This window comes from Pseudomonas sp. Marseille-Q5115 (assembly GCF_916618905.1).
Taxonomy (GTDB): Bacteria; Pseudomonadota; Gammaproteobacteria; order Pseudomonadales; family Pseudomonadaceae; genus Aquipseudomonas; species Aquipseudomonas japonica_A.
In genome coordinates, this window is record NZ_CAKAKI010000001.1 from 4,864,780 (window position 1) to 4,879,495 (window position 14,716).

12 protein-coding genes and 1 pseudogene are annotated in these 14,716 nt (G+C 62.3%); 10 read left to right on the plus strand and 3 right to left on the minus strand.

Features of this window, described 5'->3' with window-relative positions:
* The first annotated feature begins 166 nt into the window (after positions 1–166).
* Together LG385_RS22355 and LG385_RS22360 are read left to right on the plus strand one after the other, a co-directional pair.
* Positions 167–2,620, plus strand: coding sequence for a glycogen/starch/alpha-glucan phosphorylase (locus LG385_RS22355; protein WP_225775959.1), 2,454 nt, complete (start codon positions 167–169; stop codon positions 2,618–2,620).
* 236 nt (positions 2,621–2,856) lie between these two features.
* Positions 2,857–3,864 carry a class 1 fructose-bisphosphatase gene (locus LG385_RS22360; protein WP_225775960.1) on the plus strand — a complete coding sequence of 336 codons (1,008 nt, stop codon included), beginning with the start codon at positions 2,857–2,859 and terminating at the stop codon, positions 3,862–3,864.
* Between the two features lie 42 nt (positions 3,865–3,906).
* Here the strand turns inward: LG385_RS22360 and LG385_RS25815 are convergent, their stop codons facing one another.
* Together LG385_RS25815 and LG385_RS25820 are read right to left on the minus strand one after the other, a co-directional pair.
* Positions 3,907–4,671, minus strand: a complete 765-nt coding sequence (locus tag LG385_RS25815; RefSeq protein WP_413247389.1) for a methyl-accepting chemotaxis protein — start codon at positions 4,669–4,671, stop codon at positions 3,907–3,909.
* A gap of 90 nt (positions 4,672–4,761) precedes the next feature.
* Positions 4,762–5,799, minus strand: a pseudogene (locus LG385_RS25820) (cache domain-containing protein); the annotation flags it as partial.
* 215 nt (positions 5,800–6,014) lie between these two features.
* On the opposite strand from LG385_RS25820, the gene LG385_RS22370 reads away from it, so the two are divergent.
* A complete protein-coding gene (locus LG385_RS22370) occupies positions 6,015–6,239 on the plus strand; it encodes a hypothetical protein (RefSeq protein ID WP_225775962.1) in 225 nt (74 codons plus the stop codon).
* A gap of 26 nt (positions 6,240–6,265) precedes the next feature.
* Positions 6,266–6,847, plus strand: a complete 582-nt coding sequence (locus tag LG385_RS22375; protein WP_225775963.1) for a lipocalin family protein — start codon at positions 6,266–6,268, stop codon at positions 6,845–6,847.
* Positions 6,848–6,851: 4 nt separating this feature from the next.
* On the opposite strand, the gene LG385_RS22380 is transcribed toward LG385_RS22375, so the two are convergent.
* Complete coding sequence (locus LG385_RS22380) at positions 6,852–8,216, minus strand: formimidoylglutamate deiminase (protein ID WP_225775964.1); 1,365 nt, start codon at positions 8,214–8,216, stop codon at positions 6,852–6,854.
* A gap of 107 nt (positions 8,217–8,323) precedes the next feature.
* Between LG385_RS22380 and hutC the strand changes: the two genes are divergently transcribed.
* The 6 genes from hutC (at position 8,324) to LG385_RS22410 (ending at position 14,715) form a co-directional block, all read left to right on the plus strand.
* A complete protein-coding gene (gene hutC / locus LG385_RS22385; protein ID WP_181111282.1) occupies positions 8,324–9,067 on the plus strand; it encodes a histidine utilization repressor in 744 nt (247 codons plus the stop codon).
* Positions 9,064–9,621, plus strand: coding sequence for a HutD family protein (locus LG385_RS22390; protein WP_225775965.1), 558 nt, complete (start codon positions 9,064–9,066; stop codon positions 9,619–9,621). The genes hutC and LG385_RS22390 overlap by 4 nt, the downstream gene beginning before the upstream one ends.
* Positions 9,622–9,820: 199 nt before the next feature.
* The gene (hutU, locus tag LG385_RS22395) at positions 9,821–11,488 is read left to right on the plus strand and encodes a urocanate hydratase (RefSeq protein ID WP_225775966.1); all 1,668 of its coding nucleotides are present in this window, start codon (positions 9,821–9,823) and stop codon (positions 11,486–11,488) included.
* A 38-nt stretch (positions 11,489–11,526) separates the two neighbouring features.
* Positions 11,527–12,987 (plus strand): purine-cytosine permease family protein, encoded by a 1,461-nt coding sequence (locus LG385_RS22400; RefSeq protein ID WP_181110925.1) that lies wholly within the window; start codon positions 11,527–11,529, stop codon positions 12,985–12,987.
* A 58-nt stretch (positions 12,988–13,045) separates the two neighbouring features.
* Positions 13,046–13,897 (plus strand): ABC transporter permease, encoded by an 852-nt coding sequence (locus tag LG385_RS22405; RefSeq protein WP_225775967.1) that lies wholly within the window; start codon positions 13,046–13,048, stop codon positions 13,895–13,897.
* On the plus strand, positions 13,894–14,715 hold the full coding sequence (locus LG385_RS22410; RefSeq protein ID WP_225775968.1) for a quaternary amine ABC transporter ATP-binding protein: 822 nt from the start codon (positions 13,894–13,896) through the stop codon (positions 14,713–14,715). The genes LG385_RS22405 and LG385_RS22410 overlap by 4 nt, the downstream gene beginning before the upstream one ends.
* The last annotated feature ends 1 nt before the right edge of the window (position 14,716 follow it).

The following is a 14,716-nucleotide window of genomic DNA, read 5'->3' on the forward strand; positions in this document are numbered from 1 at the left end:
GTATCTACAAGAGCGGGCGCGCGATGATACCTGCACTGGCCAAAGGTTCAATCGCCGTTCGTGCCATTTCTGCCAAGAGTTTTCTCGAACCCGGCCTACCACCCCCTGTCGAACGGTCTAGGCTGATTGCACCAGCGAAGGTTTTTTTACGCATTGAGGGCTTCAAATGTCTCAGGAACCGCTTACCCGAAAAGTCAAAGTCGATGTGGACGAATTTCGTGCCGCTGTACTCGCCAAACTGACCTACGCGGTTGGCAAGGACCCGGAACATGCATTCGATCACGACTGGTTCGAGGCTATTGCGCTTGCCGCCCGGGACCATATGGTCGATCACTGGATGGACCACACCCGTCAGATTTATCGCAGTCAGCAGAAGCGCGTGTATTACCTCTCGCTCGAGTTTTTGATCGGCCGTTTGCTGGTCGACAGCTTGAGCAACATGGGCATCCTGGACGTGGCGCGCGAGGCGTTGGACGGCTTGGGCGTGGACCTCGACAAGATCCGCTTGCTCGAGCCTGACGCAGCATTGGGCAACGGCGGCCTCGGGCGCCTGGCAGCCTGCTTCATGGAGAGTATGTCTACCTTGGGCGTGGCTGCTCACGGCTATGGCATTCGTTATGAGCACGGGCTGTTCCGCCAGGCAATCATCGACGGCTGGCAACAGGAACAGACCGAGAACTGGCTGGATTTCGGTAACCCCTGGGAGTTCGAGCGGCCTGAAGTGATTTACCCGATCAGCTTTGGCGGCCATGTAGAGGCGACGGTAGAAAGCGATGGTACCGCGCGGCAGGTATGGCGCCCGGGCGAAACCGTACGGGCCGTGGCGTACGACACTCCAGTGGTCGGCTGGAAAGGTGCGAGCGTGAACACCTTGAGGCTGTGGCGTGCCCGCGCCATGGAAGAACTGCACCTGGAACGTTTCAACGCCGGCGACCACCTCGGCGCCGTAGCGGACGTGGCCCGCGCCGAAAGTATCTCTCGCGTGCTGTACCCCGCCGACAGTACAGAGGCAGGGCAGGAGCTTCGGCTGCGTCAGGAATACTTCTTCGTGTCTGCCTCGCTGCAGGACCTGATGCGTCGCCATGTGAACATGCACGGGACGGTGAATTCGCTGGGCGAGCATGCCTCCATCCAGATGAACGATACCCACCCTTCGATCGCAGTGGCCGAACTGATGCGGCTGCTGGTGGACATCCATCAGCTGAGCTGGGACGAAGCCTGGAAAGTCACCGTCGATACGCTGTCCTACACCAACCACACCTTGCTGCCAGAGGCGCTCGAAACCTGGCCTGTGGGGCTGATGGAACGCATGCTGCCCCGGCACATGCAGATCATTTACCTGATCAACGCTCAGCACATCGACGGCCTGCGCGCAAAGGGCAACGACGATGTGAACCTGCTGCGAACGGTTTCGCTCATCGAGGAAGAACACGGCCGCCGCGTGCGCATGGGCAACCTGGCCTTCCTGGGCTCGCATAGCGTGAATGGCGTGTCGGCGCTGCATACCGACCTGATGCGCAGCACGGTCTTTTCCGATCTCAACAAGCTCTACCCAGAGCGCATCAACAACAAGACCAATGGCATTACCTTCCGCCGCTGGTTGTACCAGAGCAACCCCAAGCTGACGTCGATGCTGGTAGACAAGCTCGGCGAAGCCGTACTCGACGATCCTGAAGGCAACCTCAAGCGTTTGGAGCCTTTCGCTAACGATGCACTGTTCCAGCGCCGCTTCGCCGAACAGCGGCTGCACAGCAAAGAGGCGCTGGCGCGGATCATTCAGGACCGGCTGGGCGTAGCGGTAGACCCCAAAGCGCTGTTCGACGTGCAGGTCAAGCGTATACACGAGTACAAGCGCCAGTTGCTCAACCTGCTGCATACCGTTGCGCTATACCAGGCCATTCGCGCTACCCCGGAAAAACCCTGGGTGCCACGGGTCAAGATCTTTGCCGGCAAGGCCGCAGCCAGTTATCACCAGGCCAAACTGATCATCAAGCTCGCCAACGACATTGCCCGTACCATCAACAACGACCCCACGGTACGTGGCCTGTTGAAGGTAGCGTTCCTGCCTAACTACAACGTGAGCCTGGCCGAAAGCATCATTCCGGCGGCGGACCTGTCCGAGCAGATCTCTACCGCGGGGTATGAAGCCTCCGGGACCAGCAACATGAAGTTCGGGCTCAACGGGGCGCTGACCATCGGCACCATGGACGGAGCGAACGTGGAGATGTGTGATCATGTGGGCGCAGAGCACATGTTCATCTTCGGCCTCAAGGCAGACGAAGTGGAAGCCCGCAAACACAGCGGCGATCACAGTGCCCATCAGGAAGTGGCCAATTCGCACCGGCTCAATGATGTGCTCCAGGCGATCCGCGGCGGGGTGTTCTCTCCGGATGATCCGTCACGCTACGCTGGCCTGGTGGATAGCCTGCTCAGCTACGACAACTTCCTCGTCTGCGCGGATTTCGAATCCTACTGGGCGGCGCAAATGAAAGTGGAAGAGTTGTGGCGGCACCCGAAACAATGGTGGCGCTCGGCGATCCTCAATACGTCCCGCATGGGCTGGTTCTCCTCGGACCGTACAATCCGCGAGTACGCCAAGGAAATCTGGAAGGCGTTGTAATCGACGGGCCCTTGTTCCCGGGCTGCGCCGGATGGCCGGCCTCCGAGGCCTACAGCTGATCAGCAGGAACAAGGGCCCGATGAACTCAGCCGGTTCGTCGGGGTCTGAGGGCAGTCGCGCCGATGGCGTATCAGGCTATGCACGGGACGTAGTTATATTCCGTACATAGCCCTGGTTTGCTTTCGCCCTGTAAACTGCGCGGGTTTTATCCCCCTCCCCGGAACCGGAGCTTGTCCATGTCGCCCGTTACCCTGAGTCGCTACCTGATCGAGCAGACGCGAAGCAACAACACCCCTGCCGATCTGCGCTTCCTCATCGAGGTCGTCGCCCGCGCGTGCAAGGCCATTGCCCATCAGGTACAGAAAGGCGCCCTTGGCGGGGTGCTGGGTAGCATGGGTACTGAAAACGTACAGGGCGAAGTGCAGAAGAAGCTGGACGTGCTGTCCAACGAAATCCTGCTCGAAGCCAACGAATGGGGCGGCCACCTGGCCGGCATGGCGTCCGAGGAAATGGACAATGCCTACCAGATCCCCGGCAAATACCCCAAGGGCGCCTACCTGCTGGTCTTCGACCCGCTCGACGGCTCTTCCAACATCGACGTTAACGTCTCGGTTGGCACCATCTTCTCCGTTCTGCGTTGCCCGGATCAGTACCTGAGCCAGAACGACGCTCTCAACGAGCAAGCGTTCCTGCAGCCCGGTACCCAGCAAGTTGCCGCCGGCTACGCGATCTACGGCCCGCAAACCATGCTGGTGCTCACCTTGGGTAACGGTGTGATCGGCTTTACGCTGGACCGCGAACTGGGCAGCTTCGTGCTTACCCATGAAGACATCCAGGTGCCGCAGACCACCGCGGAATTCGCCATCAACATGTCCAACCAGCGCCACTGGGAAGAGCCCGTGAAACGCTACGTGGACGAGTTGTTGACCGGCCAGGACGGCCCGCTGGGCAAGAACTACAACATGCGCTGGATCGCCTCGATGGTGGCGGACGTGCACCGTATCCTCACCCGCGGTGGCATCTTCATGTACCCGCGCGATGCGCGTGAGCCTTCCAAGCCGGGCAAGCTGCGCCTGATGTACGAAGCCAATCCCATGTCCTTCCTGATTGAACAGGCGGGTGGCGCCTCCACCGATGGCCGCCAGCGCATTCTCGATATTCAGCCAGAAGGCTTGCACCAGCGCGTGGCGGTGTTCCTCGGCTCGAAGGAAGAAGTCGAGCGCGTGACCGGTTACCACCAGTAAGCAATACGCCCGCTCCGTTCGGGGCGGGCGTTCTATCGCAGGTCAGATCCTGAAGCTGCCTACCAGTTGCTTCAGGCGGCTGACCTGGCTTTCCAGATCGCCGCAGGCGTTCAGGGTGGATTGCAAGTTCTCTACCCCCTCCTGGTTCAACAGGTTGATCTCGGTAATGTCCCGGTTGATGGCCTCCACTACAGCAGTCTGCTCTTCGGTGGCGGTCGCGACTGACTGGTTCATGCCGTCGATTTCGCCGATGCGCTGGGTCACGCTGTTCAGCCGGTCCCCGGCCTGGTTAGCCACCTCTACGCTCGCTTCGCTCTGCCGCTGGCTCTCGGTCATGATGTCTACGGCCTGCCGTGCGCCTTGCTGCAATTCCTCGATGATGGCCTGTACTTGCTGTGCGGACTCCTGAGTGCGATGCGCCAGGTTGCGTACTTCATCGGCTACCACCGCGAAGCCCCGGCCGGCTTCCCCCGCTCGGGCGGCTTCGATGGCTGCGTTCAACGCCAGCAGGTTGGTTTGCTGGGAAATGCCGCTGATCACCTCAAGGATTTGCCCGATGTTGACGGTGTTGGCATTGAGGGTTTCGATGTTCCCGCAGGAATTGCTGATGTTTGCCGACAACTGGCCAAGCGCGCCGATGGTTTTGTGCACCACTTGCTGGCCCTGATCCGCCAGGCCACGGGCTTCGCTGGAATGCTGCGAGGCGAGGGCGGCGTTCTGGGCGATTTCCTGAGCGGCAGCACCCAGTTCGTTGATGGCGGCAGCAACGCTGCCGGTTCGCCCGGCTTGCTGGTCGGAGTTCAGCATCGACGCGTTCGAGGTTTCCACCACCCGCAGCGCCACCTGGTTCACCTGAGCGGTGGCCGATGCCACTTCGCGGATGGACTCATGGATACGCTCGACGAAGCGGTTGAACGACTCGCCCAAGGTGCCGAACTCATCGCGGCCATGGATGGTAAGGCGGCGGGTAAGGTCGCCTTCGCCGGCGGCGATGTCTTGCAGCGCACGGTTCATCACATGCAACGGCGCCATCAGCACGCGGATCAGCAGGCCCAGCAAAGCAATGATGGCCACCACAGCGATAACCATGGCTACCAGGGCCGAAGCGCGGAACTCACCCAACATGGCAAGCGCCGCCGATTTGTCCAGCACCGTTGCGATGTACCAATCTGCTGAAGGCACGCCCTTGAGCCGGGTGAACGTGATGTATTGCTCTTCGTCGTCCGCCTGCACTTCTTTCAAGCCACCGCTGATGGCGGGCGCGCCCTGTGGATAAGCGTCGGCCAAGGTTTTGAGCGCAAGGCTGGCATTGGGGTGAATCAGGATCTTGCCTTGCCCACTCACAATGAATGCCAAGCCATGGCCACCGAAATTCAGCGAGTTGATGATGTCGCTTACCTGGCCCAGGTCGATATCGGCACCGGCCACGCCAAGGCGCTCGCTGCCACGCTGGACAGGGGAGGCGACAGTGACCACCAGCTTGCCCGAGGAGGCCGCGATGTAGGGCTCGGTGACGACGGTTTGCCCGGCATTGTCGGCAGCCTTGTACCAGCCTCGCGCCCGTGGGTCGTAATCTGCCGCGCGGTTGCCGGCAGGCACTGAGAACATCAAGCCGTCACGCCCACCGAAGTAGCTGAGCTGGAAGTTGGCCGGGTACACCGGCAGGCCAACGATCGCTGGCAGGCTTTGCGGGTTGCCGTCAGCCACCGAGACTTGTTGCGCCATGGACTCGACCAGCTGCATGCGGCCGGTGAGCCACGTTTGCACGTTGCTGGCGGTGAGCGCCCCCAGCTGTGCCAAGGATGTTTCGGTTTGCGCTCGCAACGTCTGGCGCTGACGGTAATCGTTGAACAGGGTGAAGCAGGCAAACGCCAGCGCCACGATCAACCCTGCAACCAGCAGGATCTTGTGGCTGAATTTCATGTTATTGCTCATTGCGAAGAGTGCTCGAAGCAGGTGCGAGGGGAGTTCGGGCGCGGATTGTACGGTGTAACCGGGTGCAAACTCAGCCCCGCACAGCGGAAATAAACTGCTTGGCGGATGAGCCCGATTGCTGGCCGCTACGCCCTGCAATACGTGCGCAGGCACCTGGCGCCCGGAACCTCTCTCCAGCCGAACCGTCCAACCCCGATCGAGTGATCAGGAACCCCATGGCAATGACTGAACAGGACTTGCCCGAGAAGATCGGGCGCGCCATCGACCGGCGTATCGCGGCCATTACCCGCGCGGCGAAGGGGCCGGAGACGGTGCTGATGACCGGCATGGCGCTAGGCTATATGGCAGCGCTGTCGGACGCTGGCGTAATCGACCCGCCGCTGCGCCTGGCGCTGGAACGCAGGGTGCAAGCGCTGGAACCGTCAGAGCTGGCAGAATAAGCCTCTATAGATCAGGAGCACTGAACATGGCTACCCCTCGGCGAAGCACCTTCTGGCCCCGCGCGGCCGGGCTATTGGCGTTGTGTGTCGGCATCGGGTTGCTGGCCGCTTGTAGCAATGCGGGAACTGGCGACGTTGCGCCAAAAACTGTCGGCAAGGTAGACCTCAAGCGTTACCAGGGTACTTGGTATGAACTGGCCCGCCTGCCCATGTTCTTCCAGCGCAAGTGCGTGCAATCCGAAGCGCACTATGCCCTCAAGCCTGACGGCAATGTGGATGTGCTCAACCGCTGCAAGGTCGCCGACGGTAGCTGGCAAGAGGCCCATGGCACCGCTACGCCACAGGTGCCGGGCGAGACCGACAAGCTGTGGGTAGTGTTCGACAACTGGTTCTCGAAACTGGCGCCAGGCCTGGCCAAGGGCGATTACTGGATCGTCGATCTGGATAATGCCTATAGCCACGTGATCGTGGGCACGCCTGACCGTAAATTCCTTTGGCTGCTGTCTCGCACGCCAACGGTGAGCGAAGACGTGAAGCAGCAACTGCTGACCCGGGCGCGCCAGCAGGGCTACGACACTTCCAGGCTTATCTGGCGCGCGGCGGACTAAGACGTCAGGCCAGCACGGCCCGTAGCGTTCGGGTAAACGCGGGCAGGCTTTGCGCCTCGCCCGGGTGCTGGCCAGCGCGCACTCGCCATTTTCCTCCCACCATCACGTCGCGCACCTGGCGGTCGCCACCGGCAAACAGCCAGCGGCCAAGCAGGGCGTCGTCGGTGGCAGTGGCGAGGTAAGGGTCTTGCGGGTCCAGCATTAGCCAGTCCGCGCGCGCGCCGGGCTCCAATCTGCCCACCGGCTGCCCCAACGCCTGGGCGCCGCCAGCGAGCGCACCCTGATACAGCGCCTGGCCGACTTGCGGCGAGCGCGGGCCGTGCAGGCGATTACGGCGTTGGTCGCGCAGGCGCTGGCCGTATTCCAGCCAGCGGAGTTCTTCCACCACACTCAGCGATACGTGGCTGTCCGAGCCAATACCCCAGTGGCCGCCGGCGGCGAAGTAGTCCACTGCCGGGAACAGGCCATCCCCCAGGTTCGCTTCGGTGGTAAGGCACAAACCTGCTACCGCGCCGCTCGCTGCCATGCGCTGAACCTCATCGGGGTTGGCATGGGTGGCGTGCACCAGGCACCAGCGCGGGTCAACAGGCACATGGTCGAACAGCCACTGCAGAGGCCGGCTGCCACTCCATGCCAGGCAATCGTCCACTTCCTTTTGCTGTTCTGCGATGTGTATGTGCACAGGCGCCGCAGTCAGGCCAGCCGCAAGCACCTGCTCGATCTGCCCGGGCGTAACGGCTCGCAACGAATGGAAACAGATGCCCAACTGCTGCTCGGGTTGCTCTGCCAATGCGGCGGCAAGCCGCTGCTGCAAGGCGAGGTAGGCTTCGGTGCTGTGGATAAAGCGGCGCTGGCCTGCGTTGGGTGCCTGGCCACCAAACCCACTATGGCTGTACAGCACCGGCAGCAGGGTAAGGCCGATACCCGCGGTGGCAGCGGCACGGCTGATGCGAAGGGCCATTTCCGCGGGGTCGCTATAAGCCGTGCCATCAGGGTTATGGTGCAGGTAATGGAACTCGGCCACCGAGGTGTAGCCGGCCTTGAGCATTTCGATGTACAGCTGCGTAGCGATGGTTTCCAGGTCGTCCGGGCTGATTTTTCCTACCAGCCGGTACATCAATTCCCGCCACGTCCAGAAGCTGTCGTTCGGGTTGCCGGCAACCTCGGCCAGCCCAGCCATCGCCCGCTGGAACGCATGGGAATGGAGGTTCGGCATGCCCGGCAGCAAGGCACCCGCAAGGCGTTCGGCGCCCTCGGCCGAGGCGTTGGCTTGCACTGCCGTGATTGTGCCCAGGGCGTTCACCTCCAGGCGTACCGCCTGTGCCCAACCGTCGGGGAGCAGGGCGCGGTGGGCGAAATAGGCAGGCATGGGAATCTCTCCGGGCTTTGGTTGTATATACATATACAGCTGTTTGCGTGCCGGGTAAACTCCGGCAAGCTATGCCCGTTTACCCTTTACAGGTGCCCCTCGTGCCCATGCCGCCCGTTGTTTCCTCTTTGGCCGACCAGCTGGGCGAAAGCCCCGCGCCCCTTTACGCGCGGGTCAAGCAGATGATCACCCAGCAGATCCAGAACGGCACCTGGCCGCCCCATTACCGTGTGCCTTCCGAAAGCGAACTGGTGAGCCAGCTCGGCTTCAGCCGCATGACTATCAACCGTGCCCTGCGTGAACTCACCGCCGAAGGCTTGCTGGTGCGTATGCAGGGCGTGGGTACCTTTGTGGCAGAGCCCAAGACCCAGTCGGCACTGTTCGAAGTGCATAACATTGCCGATGAAATCGCCGCCCGCGGGCATCGTCACCGCTGCCTGGTAGTAAAACTGGTAGAGGAAATTGCAGGTGCCACCCGGGCCGTGGCACTGGATGTACGAGAAGGGCAGCGGGTATTTCATTCCATCATCGTGCATTACGAGAACGACGTACCGGTGCAGATCGAAGACCGCTACGTGAATGCCCAGGTGGCGCCGGACTATCTTGAGCAGGACTTCACCCGCGAAACCCCCTACGCCTACCTTAACCGCGTTGCCCCGCTGACCGAAGGCGAGCACGTGGTGGAGGCGATCCTTGCCGACGAGCAATCCTGCCAGCTGTTGCAGATCGATCCGAGCGAGCCCTGCCTGTTGATCCGCCGCCGTACCTGGTCAGGCCGCGAGGCTGTGACGGCGGCCCGTTTGATCCATCCTGGCTCCCGCCATCGCCTTGAAGGGCGCTTCACCAAATGAGGCTGCTGCGCGCCGCTGACTACGTTCGAACGCCGTGGAAGAACGGCGGCGGCAGCACGCGGGAAATCTGCCGCGATCATGGCGAGGGCCTGGACGGCTTCGGCTGGCGCCTGTCCATCGCCGATATCGAGCAAGGCGGCCCGTTCTCGACCTTCGCTGGCTACGAACGTATCATCACGGTGCTGGAAGGCGAGGGCATGCGGCTGCAAGTGGATGGCGTAAGCTCGGGTGCGCTGCGGGCGTTTGAGCCGTTCGCGTTTTCCGGTGACAGCGCGGTGAGCTGCGAGCTTATCGCTGGACCGATCCGGGATTTCAACCTGATCTATTCACCGGTGCGTTTCTCTGCCCGGTTGCAATGGTTGGACAGCAACGCACCGTTGCAGCTGAATGAACCGGGCAAGACTCTTATCGTTTTTGCCGCCGGGCCACGGGCTCAGGTTGAGGTGGCGGGTAACACCGCTGTTCTCCAGCGCCACGACACGCTCGTGCTGCCTTCTTCGGCTGCTGTTCAGGTAACGGGCTACTGCTGCGTTATCGCCCTTTCGGCTCGCTGATTACCGCTGCGTTTATGTTCGCTTGAGGTGCGCGTCGCGTTGGCGCTGCGCCCTTTCGGCGCGTCTTCGATCTGCTGAAAATTATCAAACCCTTTACTAACGGGCGTTGAATAACTTGGCCTCCTGATTGCATATGCTTGTACATACAAGTAAATATGTGTGCGGACGAAACAACCGTTCCCATTCAGAGGACCACCCGATGACCACCTTCCGTGACGTAAACATCCGCGCGCCCCGTGGCACCCAACTCACCGCCAAGAGCTGGCTGACCGAAGCCCCGCTGCGCATGCTGATGAACAACCTCGACCCCGAAGTGGCCGAGAACCCCAAGGAACTGGTGGTGTACGGCGGCATTGGCCGTGCCGCGCGTAACTGGGAGTGCTACGACCGCATCGTGGAAAGCCTGACCAACCTCGAAGCCGACGAAACGCTGCTGGTGCAATCGGGCAAGCCGGTAGGGGTGTTCAAGACCCACGCCAACGCCCCGCGCGTGCTGATTGCGAACTCCAACCTGGTGCCGCATTGGGCGAATTGGGAGCACTTCAACGAACTGGATGCAAAGGGCCTGGCCATGTATGGCCAGATGACCGCAGGCAGCTGGATCTACATCGGTAGCCAAGGCATCGTGCAGGGCACCTACGAAACCTTCGTGGAAGCTGGGCGCCAGCACTATGGGGGCAACCTCACTGGCAAATGGGTGCTTACCGCAGGCCTTGGCGGCATGGGTGGCGCGCAGCCACTGGCGGCTACCCTGGCCGGCGCCTGCTCGCTGAATATCGAATGCCAGCAGAGCCGGATCGACTTCCGCCTCAAAACCCGCTACGTGGACGAGCAGGCTGATGACCTGGACGACGCGCTGGCCCGCCTCCAGCGTTACACCGGTGAAGGCCGTGCCGTGTCCATCGCGCTGTGCGGCAATGCCGCCGACATTCTGCCAGAGCTGGTACGTCGCGGTGTGCGCCCCGACATGGTCACCGACCAGACCAGCGCTCACGACCCGCTCAACGGCTACCTGCCTAAAGGCTGGACCTGGGAAACCTACCGCAGCCGCGCCCTGCAAGAGCCTGCCGTGGTGGTGAAAGCCGCGCGCCAGTCCATGGCCGAGCACGTACGCGCCATGCTGGCGTTCCAGCAGATGGGCGTTCCCACGTTCGACTATGGCAACAACATCCGCCAGATGGCCAAGGAAGAGGGCGTGGAAAATGCCTTCGACTTCCCGGGGTTCGTGCCGGCGTATATCCGCCCGCTGTTCTGCCGCGGCGTTGGCCCCTTCCGCTGGGTTGCGCTCTCGGGTGACCCGCAAGACATCTACAAGACCGACGCCAAGGTGAAGGAGCTTATCCCGGACGATGCCCACCTGCATAACTGGTTGGACATGGCCCGCGAGCGCATCAGTTTCCAAGGCCTGCCGGCGCGCATTTGCTGGGTAGGCCTGGGGCAGCGGGCGAAGCTGGGCTTGGCCTTCAACGAAATGGTGCGCAGCGGTGAGCTGTCCGCACCTGTGGTGATTGGCCGGGATCATCTGGATTCCGGCTCCGTAGCCAGCCCCAACCGGGAGACCGAAGCCATGCGCGATGGCTCCGACGCCGTTTCCGACTGGCCATTGCTCAACGCCCTGTTGAATACCGCGAGCGGCGCTACCTGGGTATCGCTGCACCACGGCGGCGGCGTAGGCATGGGCTTCTCGCAGCATTCGGGGATGGTGATCGTGTGCGACGGCACTGACGAAGCCGCCGAGCGCATCGCCCGCGTGCTGCATAACGACCCGGCCACCGGGGTAATGCGCCATGCCGACGCCGGTTACCCGATCGCCATCGAGTGCGCCCGTGAACAGGGCCTGAACCTGCCGATGATCGACCACAACTGACCACCCTCTGGAACATCCCCCAACGCTTGGAGATCTGTATGCCGGTAGATACGCGAGACCTTGCAAACACCCCGTTGATCGAACGGCGCTCCATCGACTACATACCAGACGCCGAGCGCCATGGCCGGCTGGGTAGCCAGTTCAGCCTGTGGCTGAGCGCCAACCTGCAGATCACCGCGATTGTGACCGGGGCGCTGGCAGTGGTGTTGGGGGGCGATGTGTTCTGGTCGCTGGTGGGCCTGCTGCTGGGGCAACTGCTCGGCGGCGCGGTAATGGCGTTGCACGCCGCCCAAGGCCCGCGCCTCGGGTTGCCGCAGATGATCTCCAGCCGCGTACAGTTCGGGGTATACGGGGCGGTGATCCCGTTGGTGCTGGTGTGCCTGATGTACATCGGCTTCTCGGCCAGCGGTTCGGTGCTGGCCGGGCAGGCCGTGGCGCAACTGGCGGGCCTGGCAGACTGGCAAGGTATCTGTGTGTTCGCGGTGATCATCGTGCTGTTCACGGTATTCGGCTACAGGGTGATTCACCTGGTGGGCCGAGTGGCCAGTGTGTTGGGTGTGCTGGCGTTCGCTTACCTGTTCTACGCCTTGCTGGCAGGCAACGACATCTCGGCGCTGCTGGCCAACAAACACTTTTCCCTGAGCAGCTTTTTGCTGGCGGTGTCGCTGTCGGCCTCGTGGCAGATCGCGTTCGGCCCCTATGTAGCGGACTATTCACGCTACTTGCCGCGGTCCACTTCCATGAGCGGAACGTTCTGGGCCGTGGGCCTGGGTTCGGTAATCGGCGCTCAAGCCGCCATGGTGTTCGGGGTGTTCGCCGCCGCGCTGGCCGGCAAGGGCTTCGCCCATCATGAGGTTGCCTTCATCGTCGGCCTGGGTGGCACCGGCGCGGTGGCGGCAGCGCTGTACTTCAGCATCGCGTTCGGCAAGCTCACCATCACCATCCTCAATGCCTACGGCAGCTTCATGTCGATGGCGACCATTTTTACCGGCGTGTCCGGCCAGCGGCGCATCGGCGCAACTACCCGCCTCTTGTGCATCGTGGCGATGGTGGTGATCTCTACCAGCCTGGCGCTGCTGGGCAAGGACTCCTTCCTCAAGGACTTCTCGGCCTTCATTCTCTTCCTGCTGGCGTTCTTTACTCCCTGGAGCGCCATCAACCTGGTGGACTACTACTGCATCAGCAAAGAGCGCTATGACCTGCCCGCGCTGAACGATCCGGCGGGGCGTTATGGCGCGTGGAACATTGTTGGCATCGCCGTGTACGTCCTTGGCGTGGCGGTCCAGATGCCTTTCATTTCCACACACTTCTATACCGGGCCGTTGGTGGAGCCGTTGGGAGACACCGATATTTCCTGGATCATCGGCCTGGTGCTGCCGGCGGTGGTGTACTACTGGGCGGCCCGTCGCTGGCCTCGGCCGGTGCCGGCGCAACTGGTGCTGCCGGCCGATAGCGAACCCGGCACGGGTCAAGGTTTCAGCCAGGCACGTGCGGTTTGAGCCGCTGCGCTACGTTGGGTGTCCTAGGCTGGTGATAACACCAAGATGAGCACTGCCTATGTTCCCCGACAGCCTTACGTTTTCCATCGCCGATGGGGTGAATGCCTGGGTCGACCAATTGGTCGGCCGTTATGGCGACACCCTTCGGCAGGTGTCCGATTCCTTGCTGGCCGTGTTGGTAGGGCTCGAAAGCCTGCTGCGTGCCACACCCTGGTGGTTGTTGCTGATCATCGTAGGTACGTTGGCCTGGCATGCGAGCCGCCGCTGGTACGTGGCCGGTCTCATGGTGGGGCTGCTGTTTCTGGTGGGCGCGGTGGGGCTGTGGGACAAACTGCTGCAAACCCTTGCCCTGGTGCTGGTCGCCACCGTTCTGGCTGTTCTCGCCGGGGTTCCGCTAGGGATGTTTGCCGCCCGTTCACGCCGTTTGCGCGCGGTATTGCTGCCCTTGCTCGACGTGATGCAAACGCTGCCGAGCTTCGTGTACCTGATCCCCGTGCTCATGCTGTTCGGCTTGGGCAAGGTGCCGGCAATCTTCGCCACGGTGGTGTATGCAATTGCGCCGGTGATCCGCCTCACCGACCTCGGTATACGGCAAGTGGATCGGGAGATCATGGAGGCGGCCAACGCTTTCGGTGCCAGCCCCTGGCAGCAGTTGATCGGGGTGCAATTGCCGCTGGCACTGCCCAGCATCATGGCGGGTATCAACCAGACCACCATGATGGCGCTGTCGATGGTGGTGATTGCTTCCATGATCGGCGCACGCGGGCTGGGCGAGGATGTGCTGGCGGGCATCCAGACGCTGAACGTAGGCAAGGGGCTGGAAGCCGGCCTTGCCATCGTCGCACTGGCGATCGTCATCGACCGCATCACCCAGGCGTATGGGCAGCCCCGGCGGAGGGTCGGGAAATGAGCGCGATCGAGTTGCGTCACGTGACCAAGGTGTTCGGGCGGCACTCCGAGCGCGCCCTCGCATTGCTGGATCAAGGCGCGGAAAAAAGCCGGATACTCAGCGAAACCGGCTGCGTGGTAGGCGTGGCGGATGTCTCTCTGAGCATCGAGGCCGGCGAAGTGTTCGTGATCATGGGCCTGTCCGGCTCGGGCAAGTCTACGCTGGTGCGGCACCTGAACCGATTGATCGATCCGTCCCGCGGGGAAGTGATCGTCAAGGGGGAAAACGTGCTGGGCTATGGGCCCGGCCGCTTGCGTGAGTTCCGCCGTCGCGACATCAGTATGGTGTTCCAGAGCTTCGGCCTGTTCCCCCACAAGAACGTGCTCGACAACGTGGCCTACGGGCTTCGTTTACGGGGCGATTCGCCAGGCGAAAGCCGTGAACGTGCGCGGCACTGGATCGGCCAGGTTGGGTTGGACGGCTACGCCGAACACTGGCCCGAGCAGCTGTCTGGCGGCATGCGCCAGCGCGTAGGCCTGGCCAGGGCGCTGGCCACCGATACGCCCATCCTGCTGCTGGACGAGGCCTTCAGCGCGCTGGACCCGCTGATTCGCAGCGACCTGCAGGAGCAACTGCGGGACCTTCAGGCGCGCCTGCGTAAAACCATCGTGTTCATCACCCATGACCTGGACGAAGCGCTGCGCCTGGGCGATCGGATTGCCATCCTGCGGGATGGACGGTTGGTTCAAGTCGGCGCGCCACAACACATTCTGCAGCACCCTGCCGACGAGTACGTCAGCCGATTTGTTCAGCGCCGCGTGCGCGAGATTGGAGATTGAT